The organism is Pseudoalteromonas sp. SCSIO 43210, assembly GCF_054133285.1.
Window position 1 is genome coordinate 4,567,283 of the sequence record NZ_CP087225.1, and the last position, 19,266, is coordinate 4,586,548.

At 41.0% G+C, this 19,266-nt stretch carries 15 protein-coding genes and 2 rRNA genes; 4 read left to right on the plus strand and 13 right to left on the minus strand.

Annotated elements, in window-relative coordinates; all coding sequences use genetic code 11:
* Nucleotides 1–2: 2 nt before the first annotated feature.
* Genes gspM through gspC form a run of 11 tightly spaced genes read right to left on the minus strand, consistent with a single transcriptional unit; the run spans nt 3 to nt 10,647 of the window.
* Complete coding sequence (gspM, locus tag LOS73_RS19825) at nt 3–476, minus strand: type II secretion system protein GspM (RefSeq protein WP_007378570.1); 474 nt, start codon at nt 474–476, stop codon at nt 3–5.
* Nucleotides 473–1,681 carry a type II secretion system protein GspL gene (gspL, locus tag LOS73_RS19830; protein ID WP_007378571.1) on the minus strand — a complete coding sequence of 403 codons (1,209 nt, stop codon included), beginning with the start codon at nt 1,679–1,681 and terminating at the stop codon, nt 473–475. Before gspL ends, gspM begins: the two co-directional genes overlap by 4 nt.
* Nucleotides 1,678–2,664, minus strand: coding sequence for a type II secretion system minor pseudopilin GspK (gene gspK / locus LOS73_RS19835; protein WP_007378572.1), 987 nt, complete (start codon nt 2,662–2,664; stop codon nt 1,678–1,680). The genes gspL and gspK overlap by 4 nt, the downstream gene beginning before the upstream one ends.
* Nucleotides 2,664–3,332: a type II secretion system minor pseudopilin GspJ gene (gspJ, locus tag LOS73_RS19840; protein ID WP_007378573.1), complete on the minus strand. Its 669-nt coding sequence runs from the start codon at nt 3,330–3,332 to the stop codon at nt 2,664–2,666. The genes gspK and gspJ overlap by 1 nt, the downstream gene beginning before the upstream one ends.
* Complete coding sequence (gspI, locus tag LOS73_RS19845) at nt 3,333–3,707, minus strand: type II secretion system minor pseudopilin GspI (RefSeq protein ID WP_007378574.1); 375 nt, start codon at nt 3,705–3,707, stop codon at nt 3,333–3,335.
* Nucleotides 3,708–4,295: a prepilin-type N-terminal cleavage/methylation domain-containing protein gene (locus LOS73_RS19850; RefSeq protein ID WP_007378575.1), complete on the minus strand. Its 588-nt coding sequence runs from the start codon at nt 4,293–4,295 to the stop codon at nt 3,708–3,710.
* A 49-nt stretch (nt 4,296–4,344) separates the two neighbouring features.
* Entirely contained in the window at nt 4,345–4,767 is a 423-nt protein-coding gene (gene gspG, locus LOS73_RS19855; RefSeq protein WP_007378576.1) for a type II secretion system major pseudopilin GspG, read from the minus strand.
* A gap of 52 nt (nt 4,768–4,819) precedes the next feature.
* Nucleotides 4,820–6,055: a type II secretion system inner membrane protein GspF gene (gene gspF / locus LOS73_RS19860; RefSeq protein ID WP_033038372.1), complete on the minus strand. Its 1,236-nt coding sequence runs from the start codon at nt 6,053–6,055 to the stop codon at nt 4,820–4,822.
* Between the two features lie 2 nt (nt 6,056–6,057).
* Nucleotides 6,058–7,623 carry a type II secretion system ATPase GspE gene (gspE, locus tag LOS73_RS19865; RefSeq protein ID WP_033038375.1) on the minus strand — a complete coding sequence of 522 codons (1,566 nt, stop codon included), beginning with the start codon at nt 7,621–7,623 and terminating at the stop codon, nt 6,058–6,060.
* Nucleotides 7,616–9,679 (minus strand): type II secretion system secretin GspD, encoded by a 2,064-nt coding sequence (gene gspD / locus LOS73_RS19870; protein ID WP_007378580.1) that lies wholly within the window; start codon nt 9,677–9,679, stop codon nt 7,616–7,618. The genes gspE and gspD overlap by 8 nt, the downstream gene beginning before the upstream one ends.
* A gap of 26 nt (nt 9,680–9,705) precedes the next feature.
* A complete protein-coding gene (gene gspC, locus LOS73_RS19875) occupies nt 9,706–10,647 on the minus strand; it encodes a type II secretion system protein GspC (protein ID WP_007378581.1) in 942 nt (313 codons plus the stop codon).
* 209 nt (nt 10,648–10,856) lie between these two features.
* Between gspC and hslR the strand changes: the two genes are divergently transcribed.
* The 4 genes from hslR to LOS73_RS19895 all read left to right on the plus strand — a co-directional run bounded on the left by hslR (nt 10,857) and on the right by LOS73_RS19895 (nt 15,220).
* The gene (gene hslR, locus LOS73_RS19880; RefSeq protein ID WP_033031109.1) at nt 10,857–11,279 is read left to right on the plus strand and encodes a ribosome-associated heat shock protein Hsp15; all 423 of its coding nucleotides are present in this window, start codon (nt 10,857–10,859) and stop codon (nt 11,277–11,279) included.
* Between the two features lie 12 nt (nt 11,280–11,291).
* Entirely contained in the window at nt 11,292–12,137 is an 846-nt protein-coding gene (gene hslO, locus LOS73_RS19885) for an Hsp33 family molecular chaperone HslO (protein WP_002962025.1), read from the plus strand.
* 267 nt (nt 12,138–12,404) lie between these two features.
* Nucleotides 12,405–13,943: a phosphoenolpyruvate carboxykinase gene (locus tag LOS73_RS19890; protein ID WP_007378584.1), complete on the plus strand. Its 1,539-nt coding sequence runs from the start codon at nt 12,405–12,407 to the stop codon at nt 13,941–13,943.
* A gap of 167 nt (nt 13,944–14,110) precedes the next feature.
* A complete protein-coding gene (locus LOS73_RS19895) occupies nt 14,111–15,220 on the plus strand; it encodes a PepSY-associated TM helix domain-containing protein (RefSeq protein ID WP_033031112.1) in 1,110 nt (369 codons plus the stop codon).
* A 776-nt stretch (nt 15,221–15,996) separates the two neighbouring features.
* Here the strand turns inward: LOS73_RS19895 and rrf are convergent.
* Together rrf and LOS73_RS19905 are read right to left on the minus strand one after the other, a co-directional pair.
* Nucleotides 15,997–16,111 (minus strand): 5S ribosomal RNA (gene rrf / locus LOS73_RS19900).
* Between the two features lie 152 nt (nt 16,112–16,263).
* Nucleotides 16,264–19,154, minus strand: a 23S ribosomal RNA gene (locus LOS73_RS19905).
* Between the last annotated feature and the right edge of the window lie 112 nt (nt 19,155–19,266).

Sequence of the window (19,266 nt, forward strand, 5' to 3'; positions counted from 1 at the left end):
AATTAATTCTCTAATACCAAACGACTTACACGAACGTAGCCCGATTTATCATCACGACTTAAATCTAAATTTTCGACACGTAAACCATGCTGATTCACCAATTCGTCAAGCCATTCTATTAACTGGTTAAACTCTACTGAATCAAGTGTTAAACGTAATGAACTATCACTTGGCTGCATTTTACTAATACTGATATTATAACGACTACGCGTTGAGTTAACTATCTGGCTTAAGTTTTGGTTGCTTTCTATTCGCGTATTACCTGCGGCTTTAAGCTTAACAATACTTTCATCGACCCAAACTAATAACTCTTGCTGCTTAATTTGTGATTTTTCAGCTCGCTCAATTGCATTATTTAATGGTCTAAAAATTCCCATTACTAATACAAAAATAATAAACACACCACCAGCACCAACAACTAATTGTTGCTCTTGTTCTTTTAGCGAACGCCAATATTGTATTAACTGCTTTTTCATACTGCACCTCGCAGTTTTATTTCACCTACAACAAAGTCACCATCATTGTTTAGTGATCCCTGTTCTACGGTCAAGCCCTGCTTTTCAAGAATACTTTTAACTTTACCAAAAGTTTGAAAGTCTTTAGCTCGGGCACGAATGCGTAACTCATTACGACGTTTATCGTAGCGAAGCGTTTCGGGGGTAAATTCACTCACTTGCGAAAAAACATCTACTAACTGAGCTGTTAAATCTAAAAACCCAGCATCACTTGTACCTTGTACTTTTTTTAGTGCACCATTAATTTGGCTCTTAATTAGCTGTGGGCGTACTTTAGTACCTGGAAATGCATTTTGATAGCGTTCTACAACTTGTGCTTTTGCTATATCAACTTTGGTATTTAATTGATGCAACTCTAACGCCTTTATTGCGATTGTTGACGCTAAAGCAACGCCGGCAATAATTGCCGCACTTTGCCAGTATCCCCACCACAATGTACTTTTCTTTTTAAGCTGATACGTCCCTTGGCGAAGATTAAATTTAACCTGTCCAAGCTGCTTTGCAAATAATGCCAACGGTAAATCGTAATCACTCGTTTGTGCTTGCAAATTTACACTCTCAGGAAAGTGATTAGCAGGGCTAAAATGTTTGATTTCAGGATTACCCATGGCTGATAAGTAACCGTTTAACCAACTGGTTTCTACAGCACTGATATGCCATTGGCCTTGCTTAAATAACCACTGATTATTAAGCTCTATTGCAGTGACTATATCGTTATCAGCAAAAGGGAGTAATAGGGCATCAGGAATAATTGTATACACCGCTAAGTGATGTTCGTTAAATAGTGCTAACCATTGCTCAAACCATTCTCTGTCAGTCATTGCAATTCGAACTGCGTGCTGTTCGCCAACCATTGTTGACTCACCAACAGCAATAAATAACTCATCGACATCACACGCTATATCTTCTTCAAGCATATAGGGTAAAGCTTGTTCTAATTTGCGATTCCACTTTGTTGGCAAAATGACTGTTTTCAGTTGCACCTGATCGCAAGGAAGCAATACGATCACTTCCCGACTTTGTGCTTTCTCGCTCAGCTCACTTAAGTGACTCGCATTTAATAGTTCACCACTTGCTATTATTTCTTGTTCTTGCGGTGAATAAATTAACCAATTAAGGCTATCTTGTTCAGTTTGACCCGTGCGGATCAACAGTATCTCTGTCACTGTACGCCTCCAAATTTTCGCGCCAGTATCGTTACGTCGCCATTTTCGGCGTACAGTAAGGTGGTCATCGAAAAACGCAGGTCAACGAAATTTGCCTGCGTTTGTAATTTAAAATAACTACTCTTCATATCAAATAAGTTTTCAACAGCTTTGACGTTTTTTCCGCCTTGTTGCTGAACCACTTCAAAAAACTCATCTTTACTATCAAAGCCCGCCTGCGGACGCGCGGCAATAACCGCTTCAGCTCCTGATAAACTAAGCTCATCAATTAATGCGCTAAGTATAAGTGCTTGCTCTGGTGCTAATGTATTTACGTTAATAGAAAGCAGCTTGCTGCCAGGAATAACACATATATAAGGTAATACCTTTTCCATTACTAAAGGATTAAACCCTTTAACTAAACGCAACTCTGATGTAGAAGCGAATAAACTATTTGCAGTCATATATGGGAATTCACGTGATAAGTACTCGTCTTCTTCAGCGCCAGAGCGATAGGTTATGCTATCGCTATCAAGCCAATCAAATACACTATCGGCCATCGCCTCTTCTGATTCATTCGCTGGTAAATCATCTATATTTTCAAGAAGAGCAAACAAAGCTTTGTGCGCTGGGTTTGTTTTTTCTGCGCTGTTTGGATCGGGCTCTACGGCTAACGCATTCAAATTTAAGCATGCTTGTAAATCAGTGATTTTTCCACTCAACGTACCGTTATCTACAGGGTAAGGCACATCACCTTGTGTTGCCCATACTTGCTCTAACGTGGTTTTTTCTGCATCATCTTTTTTACTTTGAATAAGGGCTTTAATGGCAAGTTCTTCTGCGCCATAGGCATACCATTTAGCTTGCTGATGCCCTTGTAAATTGGTACTTTTTTGGACTTGCACCATTAAGTTTGCACTCATTTCTACAGCTAGAATTGCAGCTAAAGCAACAATAAATAATACAATGACTAAAGCGGCTCCACGCGAAGAGTGCTTATCCATTAAGGAGTCCCTCCGCTTGTTCTGTTTGAGGTTGTATTAGTAGAGTTCGTACTTGGTGGTACTACTATTTTTCCTTGCCCCGGCACTAAAAACACACGACGAATAGGCTCTGCGTCAACTTGCTGTAGAGTAACCGCAACGGCTTTAGGCAACGCTTTAATTTCCCATTTATCTTGCCATTCATTTTTATCATCTAAAAATTCAAACTTTAATTCTTCAATCCCTTCTAGAATAACTTGTACTCGCGGCTCCATGTTATCAAGCTGATCGACATAAACACGGTACACGCGCTCTAAGTTATCATCTATAACCCTATATCCAACGGCTTGAAGTTCAGAGCGTGGTAGTAAATTAATCGGGTTTATCCAACCATCGCGTACAAAAGCAATCCCATCATATTGACTATCAAGAACATATCGTCCGGCCAATAAATACAGCTCTTGCACATCACCAGATTCATTACGCACCGCTCGCTTTGTCATTTGGCTAAAATCTTGATCCATCAGTCTAAATGTAGTTTGTAGTCCATTAAGCTCGGCTATTTTTTCATCTGAGGCATCTTTCGCTCTCGTGGTGGTATCTAATATTTGGTGCGTAGCAATAATTACAAAAGCTAAGATCCCCAATGCCACCATAACTTCGAGTAATGTAAATCCACGTTGCTTCACTTACTTCTTACCTTTATTTAAATAGGTTGTAAGCTCATAAGTAGATTGCTCATACTTTTCATCGCTAAATACATTAATGGTCAGTTTTACAAAATTTTTATCTGCAGTAGGAATTACTTCTTGCTGCCAAAACCACTCTATCCCTGCCATTACTTCACTGCCTCGTGCGCCATTTTTACCTTGCCACTGCTCACCTTTAGTGCGCTGTTCTATTAAAACATTCTCAGCAACCCATGAAGCGTAAGTTTGCTCTTCAATCGTCGATAGATGGTGAATATGCTCGCCTGTTGCTTGCATAGCGGCAATACCTGCCATGGCACAAATACTCAATGCAACGAGCACTTCAAGTAAGGTGAAACCTTTATGGTTATGCATTTATTCTGGTTCTCGACGTAAATTAACTGGGGCTGTAAATTCACCTTCAATATAATAGACAGGCTCACTTTGCTCTTTTAATTCAAGTATTAGCTGAAATGCACTAACCTCTCCTGATGATAAAATAAGTACTTCTGGAATTTTAAGTTTTTTAAGTTCCAGCAAACTATCTTCGTCACCACCACTCATTAGCTCACGCCAGTTAGCTTGCTCAAGCAAGTTATCTTGTGCCCAAGCTAAATCTTCAAGATTAAGTGTTACTTTAAAACGCTCATCAAACTCCGTTGGTTTAAACAAGTCTTCTCTATCGAAGGTTATCCATTTTTCGCCATCAAAAACTAAAAACTCAAACACATTGTCATCTAAGTGAAAACCAAGCTCTACCTGATTTAAAATAGCAAACTCTGACGCCATATTAATGGTGGTATGCAGCCTAAGTGCCTGAGTATCTAGCTCATCTTCAGCTCCGCCTTCTAAGCTGTATACCACCATTTTGGTGGCAAAAGCGATAATCACTAATACCACTAAAATTTCGATCAAACTAAAACCACGCGTTTTTGCGTTTATACGCGTAGAGCTTACTTGCATAGTAAGCTCTCGTTATTTACGTATAAAAACAATGTACTCTTAATTTGCATTATTGTTTTTCTTCATCCCAGTTACCAATATCATCATCGGTTCCGGGTTCACCATCTGGGCCAAAAGAGAAAATATCAAACTTACCAACTTCTCCAGGGCTAATTAACTGATAAGTATTACCCCAAGGATCCTCTGGTAGTTCACTGATAAACCCACCATCTGGAAAGCGTTTAGGAACAGGCTCAATACTTGTTTTATTAACAAGGGCTTCTAAACCTTGCTCTGTGCTTGGATAACTTTTATTTTTAAGCTTGTATAGGCTCATTGCATCTTCAAGCTGCTGAATATCTAAATGCGCTTTATCAATAGCAGCCTCTTCTTGTTGACCCATAATATTTGGTGCCACAATTGACATGATCATTCCGATGATAACAAGTACCACCATTACTTCTAGTAAAGAAAAACCTGATTGTTTGTTCACGTAATTACCTCATTATTCTAAAAATACTAATATATTAAAAAGTTATTTTAGGTTAAAGCCCAACGGCTTTATTCATTGCCATAATTGGCTGTAAAATTGCCATAACGATAAAAAGTACAATAACGGCCATTGACGCTATCATCGCGGGTTCTAATAACTTAAGCGACACATTAACCATACTTTCAAATTCGCGATCTTGGTTATTTGCAGCACGTTCTAACATTTGCTCCAACTCTCCAGATTTTTCACCACTGGCTATCATATGCAGCATCATGGGTGGGAATAATTTTGTTTGTTGAAGCGCAGCCCTTAGACTCGCTCCCTCACTTACTCTATCAGAAGCGTCAGCAACTGCTTTCTTAATTTTTTCGTTAACTAACACACCTCCTGATATTCGCATCCCTTCAAGTAGAGGTACCGAACTTGATGATAAAATACTTAGCGTGCGTGCAAAACGAGCTGTATTAACACCACGTGCAACTTTGCCAATTCCTGGCATATGCAGCACCCTATCGTCCCACCAAAAACGTATTTTTGGCTGTTTCAATGCATGCTTAATCCCAATAGCTATGCCTGTAATAGCAATTAAGCTAATAAACCAATAATTTTGCACAAAATGACTGCCGGCCATTACCCATTCTGTTGTCCAAGGTAATACTTGCTTGGTCTTTTCGAAGGTTTTTAATATTTTAGGTACAACTGTACCTAATAAAACCGACACAATACCAATTGCAAACACCACTAAAATAATAGGATAAACCATTGCTTGAGTAATTTGGCTTCGCATATGTTGACGCTGCTCGGTGTAATCAGCTAAGCGGTTAAGTACTTGGTCAAGGTGGCCCGACTTTTCACCTGCGGCAACCATTGCACGGTATAAATCGTCAAATACATGGGGGAACTCGCTCATACCATCAGCAAGCGTATAGCCTTCAACAACTTTTGAGCGTACTGACATAAGCATGCGCTTTAAACGCGGCTTTTCACACTGCTCAGCTACAGCCATTACCGCACCTTCAACTGGCAGTGCTGATTGAATCAGCGTTGCTAACTGACGAGTAATAAGTGCCAGATCAGATGTTGATATAGTGGGTTTAAAAAAGCTACCAAATAAAGGGGCTTTTTCGCCTTTAACTTGTTTATCACTTTGCGCTGCTGGAACCACTTCGAGCGGCGTTAGCTTTTGTTCACGTAAAACTTGACGTATTTGTCTAGCCGTATCAGCTTCTAAAATACCTTTTTTTTCTTTACCTCTACCATCGAGAGCACGATACTCAAACGCCGCCATAATTAACCTTCCTCACGGGTAACACGTAATACTTCTTCAAGTGTTGTTTTACCTGCGAGTACACGGCTACAGCCATCTTGGCGAATACTAGGGCTACGCTTACGAATGTATTTTTCTACGCTTTGCTCACCTTTACCGTTGTGAATCATTTCGCGTATTGTTTCATCAACTACAAGTAACTCATGAATACCCGTACGACCACGGTAACCATTAAAGTTACACTCTTCACACCCGACCGCTCGGTAAATTGTAGGCTGGCTTTCAAAAGAAGTCCCTAGCAACCGGCATTCATGCTCATCTGCCGTGTGGCCTTCTTTACAGGTATTACATAACGTACGTACTAAGCGTTGCGACAACACACCGAGTAACGACGATGAAAGCAAGAAGGGTTCAACACCCATATCTTCCATACGTGTAATTGCACCCGATGCGGTATTTGTATGCAAAGTTGACATAACAAGGTGACCGGTAAGTGACGCTTGAACACCAATTTGCGCCGTTTCAAGGTCGCGTATTTCACCCACCATTACTACATCAGGATCTTGACGTAATATTGCACGTAGACCACGCGCAAAGGTCATATCAACTTTAGCGTTAACCTGTGTTTGACCAATACCCGGAATCTCATACTCGATTGGATCTTCAACTGTCAGAATGTTGCGATCGCGTGAATTGATTTGACTCATACCAGCATACAACGTAGTACTTTTACCAGAACCCGTTGGCCCTGTGACTAAGATAATGCCATGCGGTTTACTGATTAAATCAGAAAACAATGCACGATTTTCTGCGGTCATACCTAAATCTTCTAGATTTAAACGTGCGTTATTTTTGTCAAGTAAACGCAGTACTACACGCTCACCAAAGCTTGATGGCATTGTAGATACACGTACATCAACTGCACGCCCAGCAATACGTAAACTAATACGGCCATCTTGAGGAATACGTTTTTCGGCTATATCAAGCTTGGCCATTACTTTAATACGCGATACAAGTAACGATGCGAGTTTACGATTAGGCTTAAGGACTTCTTTAAGTACACCATCTACCCTAAAGCGAATAACAAGCTCTTGCTCGAAGGTTTCGATATGAATATCAGATGCCCCTTCCTTTATCGCTTCACTGAGCATGGCGTTAATAAGTTTGATGATTGGTGCATCATCATCACCGGCGAGCAAATCTTCTGTTTGTGGAAGTTCGTCGGCGAGTGAGAATAAATCAACCTCATTCCCTATATCTTCCATCATTTGTTGCGTTTCAGAGCTATCACGTTGATAAGATGCTTCCAATAACAACTCAAACTTATCGTCAGCCAACTGCTCTAATGTAAAACCATTACCTGCAATACGGCGCACTTCTAAAAGTACTTCTACGTCAAGCTCACCACGATAATATACAATACGATTATCTTTATTTTTACTTAGCAATACACCTGCGCGCCTTGCATAAGAAAATGGTAAACGTTTAGCTGGTAACTCTATTAATACATCATCCGCTAATAGCGTATCCTGATGATGCGTATTAGGATGAACCACATCTTGGTTTATCTCTTGTATCGCATTAGTCATCTTTACGCTCTTGTGCATTTTGCTTACGTAAATGTTCTTCATACGTTGGTGGAAGTATTAATTCATTGTTCCACTCAGGCAGAATAGGCGTATCTGTCATTGGCATTAATTCAATGCCGTCTTCTTGTTGTTTAAATTGCTCGCCACGAATAAAGTTATATTTGTTGAAACTTAACTTATTCATGCTTACACCATCACGAATAATGGTTGGGCGAATAAATACAATAAGATTACGCTTACGACGTGTTGTATTGGTCGATCTAAACAAATGGCCTAAAATAGGGATATCGCCTAATAACGGCACCTTAGATACACTTTCTTGCACGTCTTCATCTATTAAGCCGCCAAGCACAACCATACCGCCATCATCAGCCATAACTGTTGTTTTAATTGAACGCTTATTTACTGAAATATCAACCGCAGTTGCACCACTGACGCTCGATACTTCTTGCTCTATCGTAAGCTGTACAGCAGAACCATCATTAATCTGCGGGGTAACAACGAGCTTAATACCTACTTCTTGACGCTCAACAGTTTGAAATGGGTTAGCATTATTACTGCCGGTTTGTGATCCAGTAATAATAGGTACTTCTTGACCGACTAAAATAGAGGCTTCTTCGTTATCCATTGTAGTAATAGACGGTGTAGCCAAAATATTCGAATTTGTATCGGTAGCTACTGCTTGAATGATTGCACCCCAGTCATTTTTAACAACACCCAGCGCTAGACCATTAATGCCACTAAGTAAGGAAGCTAATGGACCATAGTCACCTTCCGTCGTTTCTGTAAACGGCGTCACAGTACCAGACTCTGTTCCTATTATATTTTTAGTAACCGTTACATCTTGCGCTTGCTCCGCCGCAACAGCTAATGAACCAACAGGAACTGTAGTTCCGTTGTTAAATTGCAGCATACCGCCTTGCTCAGAAATCCATTGCAGACCTAAATTAACACCATCGCCTTCCATTACTTCAATAATAATGGCTTCAACTAATACTTGTGCACGACGAATATCAAGACGCTCAATGACCGACTCTAGTGATCGCATGGTGTCTGGCTGCGCGGTAATAATTAATGAATTTGAATCTGGGTGAGCTTCTATACTGCTTTCATTGCTGTTTCTGCTACGAGTTTTAGTTGTGCCGCCTTGCGCGTCATCAACAAGTGACTTACTCACACCTTGCAATACTTTTACTAAATCTTCAGCTTTAGCATAATTGAGGTAAAACACCTTGGTGTTACCTTGGCTTTCTAATTCACCATCTAAGCGTTTAATAAGTTCTATAGCACGCGTACGTGCTTGGCCTTCGCCACTTACAATAACGCTATTAGTTCGGCCATCGGCAACCACTTTAGGAATTAAAAATTCAGGAACACTGCCTTTACCACTGTCTTTATAAATGTTATCGACGACCGATACTACATCATCAGCAGTTGCATACTTAAGCTTTACTATATCTACACGCTTGTCACCCGCCTGATCAACAGAGCGAATAATCTCAACTAAGCGATTAACCGATGCTGCATGACCCGTTAGCATCATAACGTTAGCCGCATTAAAGTTGGCAACGTGGCCACCATCTTTTTGATCGCTAAATTGACGAACTAATGGACCTAGCTCTTGTACGCTTACGTTTTTAACGCGCACAACGCGTGTAATCATCATGTCGCCACTAGCTTCATTACCCTCTGTAATAAGTGGGACATTTGATTTTTTAGCGTCTGAACTTTTTTCAACCTTAATAATGCCATTGTCCATTTCAACAGCTGAGTAGCCATAAACTTCTAATACATTTAAAAAGAACTGATAATAAAGTGCTTCATCCATCAACTCATAACTGCGCACATTCACTTTGCCGCGTACATTTGGGTCAATAATCACTGTTTTATTAAGATTTTTACCAACAATGTTAATAAACTCGTTGATATCTGTGCCTTTAAAGTTAGCTGCATACTCAACAGCAGAAACAGACAAAGAAATACTTGCTGCTAAAAAAAGTGCTGCATACTTAGCTAACCCTTTTTTAATTTTTTTGAGGTGTAGCACCTGAACCATTATATTAAAACTCCAAAGCTAAGTTATTACAGGCTAAATTGCACATCTATTTGCTCGCCATCACGTTCTATAGTGATATTAGCATCTGTGCTATTGCGCAGCTCATTAATAGCTGACATTGCCTGTTTTAAATCTGTTAATTGATAGCCATTAATCGCAATAGCTAAATCGTTATTTTGTAATCCCATTTGCTTAAATAGCTCAGGTTCTTTTCCTGGACTTAAGCGATAACCTATAAGTACTCCATCACTCATCGCTTGTGAGACACGTATATAGTCAAATAATTTACCTGGTTCTTCGAGTAACTCTTCACGTGTTTCTATTAAGGTTTCTCTTACTTGTGGATCTGCGGTTGCATTTATTTTTTGATCCCTTGATGCTATTTGCATCTGTGGTCCCATTTCTGAATCGTCTCGGGCAGCAAGAACAGGCATTGATACTTTTTTTGTGAAATCTAGACCATCAAGCATTAATGTTTCAAAGCCACCACTTACGCTTAAAATCACACGATCTGGTAATATTTGTGCGACTTTCGCACGCGTGCCTTGTATAACTTCTTCCGCTAAGTAACTTATTTGTTTTCCTTGTGATTCTATAATAGCCACACCTGCTTTATCATCATGGCTTACCGCCACTATGCCTGTTAAATTTATACTTAAGCGCGTTTCAGGTGCATTGTTAATAACTTGTGATTGCCGCGTAGTATTATTATTTGTTGCAACTTTTTTACCAAACAAAAATTGCTCCACTATATGCTGCGTAGAGCGATTACCAGCGACACCCTTGGTTTGATTAGCGTAGTGCATTGGAGTAAGTGGAGATACAACCGGATTTGGCCACATAAGCCAAACCAATTTTGATAATAAAAAAGCAAGATAAACAACAACTAATAGAGTCACTAATGCACTTAATTTTGCATGTGGTAAACGAATTAAAAATTGTTTAAGTTGCTGTATTTGCTGTTCCATAAATAATATTCTTATTTTAATTTACTGCGTAAGCGCGTACCCATAGTACCCTTTCATATTTCATTCAACAAGCACGCTAATATTAAACTTTGTAAACAGAATGAGTTGACTCACTCTCTCAAGGCAAAACAGACTGCGATTATAATACCTTCAGCCTACAATGATTTCATGATAAATTTTAAGTTATAATACACTGGACTAAATGCCTTATGAGTAAAAAAAGTAACAGCCACGTAAGTTCAGACCATAAAGATGAGTTAAAAGTTCGATTAGATAAGTGGTTATGGGCCGCTCGCTTTTATAAGACTCGTGCGACTGCACGTGAAATGGTACAAGGCGGCAAAGTGCATTATAATGGACAGCGTACAAAAGCGAGTAAAATAGTAGAAGTTGGCGCAAACATAAAACTTGCACAAGGAGTAGATGAAAAGCTGATAACTATACTCTCAGTGCTTGAAAAACGCCAAAGCGCCCCCATTGCACAGACCATGTATCAAGAATCTGATGCCAGTATTGCTAAACGCGAACAGAACAGCATCGCACGCAAAAATAACAGCTTTTTTGCCCCCCATCCGGATAAAAAACCGGATAAAAAGCAAAGACGCGAACTTTTAAAAATGAAATCAAGTTAGGTATAGCCGCTCATGCAACAAGATTTACTTCACCGTTATTTATTCAACGAACTAGATGTTCGTGGCGAACTCGTACAAATCGAGAGTGCTTATAATGAAATGATTGCCGACCATAATTACCCAGATCCTGTTAAAGCATTACTTGGTGAGTTACTCGTTGCAACCTGTTTACTTACTGCTACCTTAAAGTTTGAAGGTGAAATTGCTGTACAGCTTCAAGGTGATGGCCCAGTTAAATATGCAGTTATAAATGGTGATGACAAACAAAACATGCGTGGTATTGCGCGCCTGCAAAGCGAAATTACGGGCACAACTGTAAAAGAGCTTATTGGCCAAGGCTATATGGTAATCACTATTACCCCTGAAAAAGGTGAACGCTACCAGGGTATAGTGCCGCTAGAGCATGATACTCTTAGTGAATGTATCGAAAGTTACTTTGAGCAGTCAGAGCAGCTAAAAACACGCCTTTGGTTTGCAACCGACACAACAGAAGGTAGCGCAAAAGCATGTGGTCTATTTTTACAAGTACTCCCAGTTGATAAACAAAAATCAATTGAAGACTTTGCACACCTAGAAGCATTAAGTAACACGATTAAAAATGAAGAGTTGTTACACTTAGATGCGAACACTGTTCTTACACGTCTTTATCACGAAGATAATCCTCGCGTATTTGAACCTCAAGCGATTAAATTCAAATGTGGTTGCAGTCGTGATAAAACAATTACTGCACTTGTTAATATTGGACAAGAAGAACTACTCAAAGATGTAGCTGAGAAAGGGACTGTTAACATTAACTGCCATTACTGTTTAAAAGAGTATGTTTTTAACGAACAAGACATAAAAAGCATTTTCAACTAAATGTTCAGCTTCATCTATATATAGTAATTAAAGCCGCAAAATATGCGGTTTTATATTATAAAAAGATGATACCGGTGTCATATTTTCTGCTAATTTCATGACACCGGTATCATTGAAATTATTCATGTTTTTTCTTAAATATATGTGTTTTTAGGGGCTTTGCGGGCTCGAATATCTTAAAACCTTCTGTTACTATAATTTCAGTTTAAGGGCACTGATAACCCCAGAGCTATCCGTTCAAACTCTCACACATAGTTAGGTATAAACATGACTACAGGCGCTACACGTTTTGTCGATTTAACCGCAGCTGAACTTGTCGAGCATGCGATCCGCCGTGGCGAAGGTACTTTAGCCGCAAATGGTGCTTTTGTTGCAATTACAGGAAAACGAACTGGCCGTTCACCAAAAGATCGTTTTATTGTACAAGAAGCGACAACTCAAGATGACATTCAATGGGGCAACGTTAACCGCCCATTTAATGCAGAAAAATTTGACGCATTATGGGCTCGCGTAGAAGCACATGTTCAAAGTAATGACCACTTCACCTCTCACCTAGAAGTTGGCGCTGACCCTGAGCATTATTTACCTGTAGTCGTAACTACAGAAACAGCGTGGCACCATATTTTTGCCAAAAACATGTTTATCGAACCACAAAACTATAACGCCTCAAACTTACCACAATGGCAAGTAATGAACGTTCCTTCGTTTGTATGTGAGCCGGAACGTGATGGCACAAATAGCGATGGCACCGTTATTATTAACTTTGCACAGCGTAAAGTATTACTAGCAGGTATGCGCTACGCCGGTGAAATGAAAAAATCGATGTTTTCTGTACAAAACTTCCTACTACCAGCAAAAGGTGTATTACCAATGCACTGTTCTGCTAACGTTGGTGAAGCAGGCGATACAGCATTATTCTTCGGTTTATCTGGTACGGGCAAAACAACTCTTTCAGCAGATCCTACTCGCTTTTTAATTGGTGATGACGAACACGGTTGGGCACCTGGAAGCGTGTTTAATATTGAAGGCGGTTGCTATGCTAAATGTATCGACCTGTCACAAAAGAACGAACCTGTGATTTGGAATGCAATTCGCTTTGGTACTATTTTAGAGAATGTAGTGCTAGATGAGAAGGGCGTTCCTGATTTTCACGATACAAGCCTTACTCAAAACAGCCGTGCAGCATACCCACTTGAACACGTTGAAAAACGTAAAGTAGAAAACCGCGCAGGCGAACCAAAAGCAGTTGTATTTTTAACCTGTGATGTAAGCGGTGTATTACCACCGGTATCTGTTCTTAGCGAAGAAGCGGCTGCTTTTCACTTCTTAAGTGGATACACAGCTAAAGTTGGCTCAACTGAGATTGGCTCTACTAGCGATATTGAATCAACATTCTCAACCTGTTTTGGTGCACCATTTTTCCCACGCCCTGCTGGTGTTTACGCTGAGCTTCTTATGAAGCGTGTACGCGAGTTTGGCGCTAAAGTGTACCTTGTGAATACAGGTTGGACTGGCGGCCCTTACGGTACAGGCAAGCGCTTTGATATTCCAACTACTCGCGCAGTAGTTGATGCTATTGTATCTGGTAAATTAACAGGCGTTGAAACTCAACATATTGATGTTTTAAACCTAGATGTGCCAGTTGCCGTTCCGGGTGTAGATACAAACTTACTTAACCCTATTAATACGTGGGAAGATAAAGCTAAATACAATGAATATGCAGCAAAACTTGCCGTAGACTTCACTGAGAACTTTGCTAAGTACGACGTATCAGATGATATAAAAAATGCAGGACCTAAAGCTTAAATAAACTTTAAGATTGTATTTTAACGCCAGCCTTGAGCTGGCGTTTTATTTTTTAAATATGCATTGTAAGAAGTGCGACAAAATGTCGCACTTTTCTTCTCTAAAACACTATAAAATACCTAATAATTATTGTTTAAGTACACTCACTTATTACGGCTACTTTATTCATGCTTCCAAAGCTTTCTTGGCAAAAGATATTTAGACGATTACACCTTTATTTAGGTTTATCAATAGGGTTTTTACTCACTGTTATTGCATTCTCTGGCTCAGTATTAATATATTACCCACAAATAGATTCACAACTGAACCTCACTAAAGTAAATATAAAGCATACAGACAAAGTCGACTGGGATTTGGCATACAAAAACTTAAAAACGGCTTTTCCAGATAAGTATGGGCCCTGGCGGCTTGAGGTAACAGATGACAATTCAATCATACCGGCTCGTTACTATAACCCTGTAGAAACACAAAATCGTGAATTTGCAACCTTAATGATTTGGCTCTCAAATGATAAATATAAAGTAATTCGAAAAGATTACTGGGGCGATTATTTTGTTACATGGTTATATAACCTGCACTTTTCATTACTCACAGGAAGTACCGGTATTATAATTGTGGGGTATATAGGCATTGCCACATTAATCCTTCTCATATCTGGGTTATTAGCGTGGTGGCCAAAAAAAGGTCAATGGATAAAATCGTTAAAATTTAAACGTCGCAGTTCTAAAATAGGCCTACTTTATGACTGGCATAAATTAATTGGTTTAAGCTTGTGCATCCCATTATTAGCTCTAACGATTACAGGGATTATGCTTGCTATTCCAAAGCAGACAGATCCTATATTAACCGCTTTAGTTAGCGATATAAACTCCCCTTCAAAAACACAAATACAACCGAGTAAACAATCTAATATTCCTTTATTGCAAGCGATACTAATAGCTAAAAAAGCATTACCGGGTGCGCGTTTAGCTTGGATTGAAACACCATCAAACTTAAATGCGATTTACAGATTTAGATTTCAAACTGTAAACGATCCTTCTTATCGCTTTCCACATAGCTATATAGAGGTTAATGCTCTTACAGGGAAGTTAGAGAGCATGTTTAATATAGATAAACAAAGTACGGCTAGTAAAATTAAAAACTGGATACACCCTCTACATGACGGCAGCATTGGCGGTAACATTTTAAAAGTCATTTGGATGTTGAGTGGCTTCGGATCTGCAGCATTGTTCTTTATTGGCATATATAGATGGTTAATTAGAACCAGGAGAGTATAAAATAAACTTTAGTTTAAGGAGTACACAAAACACTTTTTAGTAAGTCTTGTCGATAGTTTTTAATATAAAGTATATGGCCTTAGTTAATCTTAGGGTTAAAAATTAATAACGCTCAGTACATATGAAATTAAAGCAGCCCCTAACCGCTTATCTGGCTATAAAACAATTAATGAATGCTGGTAGATAACGTGGCTAGTTTACACAGGCACTCCATAAGTACTATTAAATATCATGCCCTTTAGATTTAAGTTCATGTGTAAAACCTCTGTATCAATCTCTACCTAACTATTTTCATTCTCTTCAGTTAACCTACCCAAAGCGTATATAAAGGCTTAAAGGTCATGTTCAATACTTATAACAAGACCAGATAGTTAAAGCTTTTATATTAGGTAAGATGTTAAACCAATTGGTATTATTTACCCACAGTACAAATGCTACCACTCATTGTTGAGCGAAGGTTTTTTATGCTTTTTACGGGAGTCGCAACGCTCGCCCGACCTACGTGATGGGAGTTGATGTGAGAGAGTGTTAAGTGTGCACATTTCACTTTTCTGCAGACGTAAAAAAGCCCGACTATTTATAGTCGGGCTTTCTACAATGTGAAGCCGGTGCGCTACGCAGTAGGATGTCGTAGTGCCCACAGCGGTGGAGAGCCACAGTGAAATGCTACACTATCTTTGTGTCGCGATATGAGTGTGTGTTAATTGCGCACATTTTACTTTTCTGCAGACGTAAAAAAGCCCGACTATTTCTAGTCGGGCTCTCTACAATTTGAAGCCTGGTAATGTCCTACTTTCACATAGCAAATGCTACACTATCATCGGCGCTGTTTCGTTTCACTACTGAGTTCGGCATGGAGTCAGGTGGGTCCAAAACGCTATTGTCACCAAGCAAATTTGGGCGTTAATACGTATTTCTGCGCACTAACTGAATTTGGAAAATATCTGATAATATTTTTTAAGTCTTTCTTTAAGTAATATCTACTTTAGTTATATTAACTTCTTCGCGTGTTTCACTATCACATAAAACGCGTTTGGCGTTGTATGGTTAAGCCTCACGGGTAATTAGTACAAGTTAGCTTAATGGCTCACACCACTTCCACATCTTGCCTATCAACGTTGTAGTCTTCAACGGCCCTTCAGAGACTTTAAAAGTCTAGTGAGAACTCATCTCGAGGCCTGCTTCGCGCTTAGATGCTTTCAGCGCTTATCAGTTCCGAACGTAGCTACCGGGCAATGCCATTGGCATGACAACCCGAACACCAGCGGTTCGTTCACTCCGGTCCTCTCGTACTAGGAGCAACCCCTCTCAATTCTCAAACGCCCACGGCAGATAGGGACCGAACTGTCTCACGACGTTCTAAACCCAGCTCGCGTACCACTTTAAATGGCGAACAGCCATACCCTTGGGACCGACTTCAGCCCCAGGATGTGATGAGCCGACATCGAGGTGCCAAACACCGCCGTCGATATGAACTCTTGGGCGGTATCAGCCTGTTATCCCCGGAGTACCTTTTATCCGTTGAGCGATGGCCCTTCCATTCAGAACCACCGGATCACTATGACCTACTTTCGTACCTGCTCGACGTGTCTGTCTCGCAGTTAAGCTGGCTTCTACCATTACACTAACCGTACGATGTCCGACCGTACTTAGCCAACCTTCGTGCTCCTCCGTTACTCTTTAGGAGGAGACCGCCCCAGTCAAACTACCCACCAGGCACTGTCCGTAACCCCGATTCAGGGGCCAACGTTAGAACATCAAAACTACAAGGGTGGTATTTCAAGGTTGACTCCACAACAACTAGCGTCGCTGCTTCAAAGTCTCCCACCTATCCTACACATGTAGGTTCAATGTTCAGTGCCAAGCTGTAGTAAAGGTTCACGGGGTCTTTCCGTCTAGCCGCGGGTACACAGCATCTTCACTGCGATTTCAATTTCACTGAGTCTCGGGTGGAGACAGCGTGGCCATGGTTACACCATTCGTGCAGGTCGGAACTTACCCGACAAGGAATTTCGCTACCTTAGGACCGTTATAGTTACGGCCGCCGTTTACCGGGGCTTCGATCAAGAGCTTCTCCCTAAGGATAACCCCATCAATTAACCTTCCGGCACCGGGCAGGTGTCACACCGTATACGTCATCTTGCGATTTTGCACAGTGCTGTGTTTTTAATAAACAGTCCCAGCCACCTGGTCACTGCGGCTCCCGTCCGCTTAGAGAGCAAGTCTCATCACAGATAGGAGCGTACCTTCTCCCGAAGTTACGGTACGATTTTGCCTAGTTCCTTCACCCGAGTTCTCTCAAGCGCCTTAGTATTCTCTACCTGACCACCTGTGTCGGTTTGGGGTACGATTCCATATAATCTGAAGCTTAGAGGCTTTTCCTGGAAGTATGGCATCAGCAACTTCATCACCGTAGTGACTCGTCTCGTGTCTCAGGTTTAGTGTTCGTCCGGATTTACCTAAACAAACGCCCTACTCACTTTCACATAGACTACCAACGCTATGCTTGCTTAGCCTGCTCCGTCCCCCCATCGCAATTATATCGAGTACAGAAATATTAATCTGTTTCCCATCGACTACGCCTTTCGGCCTCGCCTTAGGGGTCGACTTACCCTACCCTGATTAACATGGGATAGGAACCCTTGGTCTTCCGGCGTGGGAGTTTTTCACTCCCATTATCGTTACTCATGTCAGCATTCGCACTTCTGATACGTCCAGCATACCTCCCGGTACACCTTCAACCGCTTACAGAACGCTCCCCTACCACTCAGAATAAATTCTGAATCCGCAGCTTCGGTGCATAGTTTAGCCCCGTTACATCTTCCGCGCAGACCGACTCGACCAGTGAGCTATTACGCTTTCTTTAAAGGATGGCTGCTTCTAAGCCAACCTCCTGGCTGTCTGGGCCTTTCCACATCGTTTCCCACTTAACTATGACTTTGGGACCTTAGCTGGCGGTCTGGGTTGTTTCCCTCTTCACGACGGACGTTAGCACCCGCCGTGTGTCTCCCGGATATTACTTTACGGTATTCGGAGTTTGCAAAGGGTTGGTAAGTCGGGATGACCCCCTAGCCTTAACAGTGCTCTACCCCCGTAAGTATTCGTCCGAGGCTCTACCTAAATAGATTTCGGGGAGAACCAGCTATCTCCCGGTTTGATTAGCCTTTCACTCCTAGCCACAGGTCATCCCCTAACTTTTCAACGTTAGTGGGTTCGGTCCTCCAGTTGATGTTACTCAACCTTCAACCTGCCCATGGCTAGATCACCGGGTTTCGGGTCTATACCTTGCAACTAGTCGCCCAGTTAAGACTCGGTTTCCCTACGGCTACCCTATTCGGTTAACCTCGCTACAAAATATAAGTCGCTGACCCATTATACAAAAGGTACGCAGTCACCCAACAAGTGGGCTCCTACTGCTTGTACGTACACGGTTTCAGGTTCTATTTCACTCCCCTCACAGGGGTTCTTTTCGCCTTTCCCTCACGGTACTGGTTCACTATCGGTCAGTTGGGAGTATTTAGCCTTAGATGATGGTCCACCTATATTCAGTCAAAGTTTCACGTGCTCCGACCTACTCGATTTCACTTAAAATGTCTTTTCATGTACGGGACTATCACCCTGTATCGTGGCGCTTTCCAGCAGCCTTCCATTAACACATAATAAGCTTAAGGGCTGTTCCGATTTCGCTCGCCGCTACTTTCGGAATCTCGGTTGATTTCTTTTCCTACGGGTACTTAGATGTTTCAGTTCTCCGCGTTCGCCTCGTTAACCTATGTATTCAGTTAACGATACCTGCAAGCAGGTGGGTTTCCCCATTCGGAAATCCTAGTCTCAAGCGCTTTTTACTAGCTTGACTAGGCTTATCGCAAGTTAATACGTCCTTCATCGCCTCCAACTGCCAAGGCATCCACCGTGTACGCTTAGTCACTTAACCATACAACCCAAACGGGTCTTTGTTTTGTGACAGTTTAACTTCGCCAGAAGTCAATATTGAATACTAAAGTAGATACCAATCAATCAACTCATAAGAGTTAATTAAATGGCAC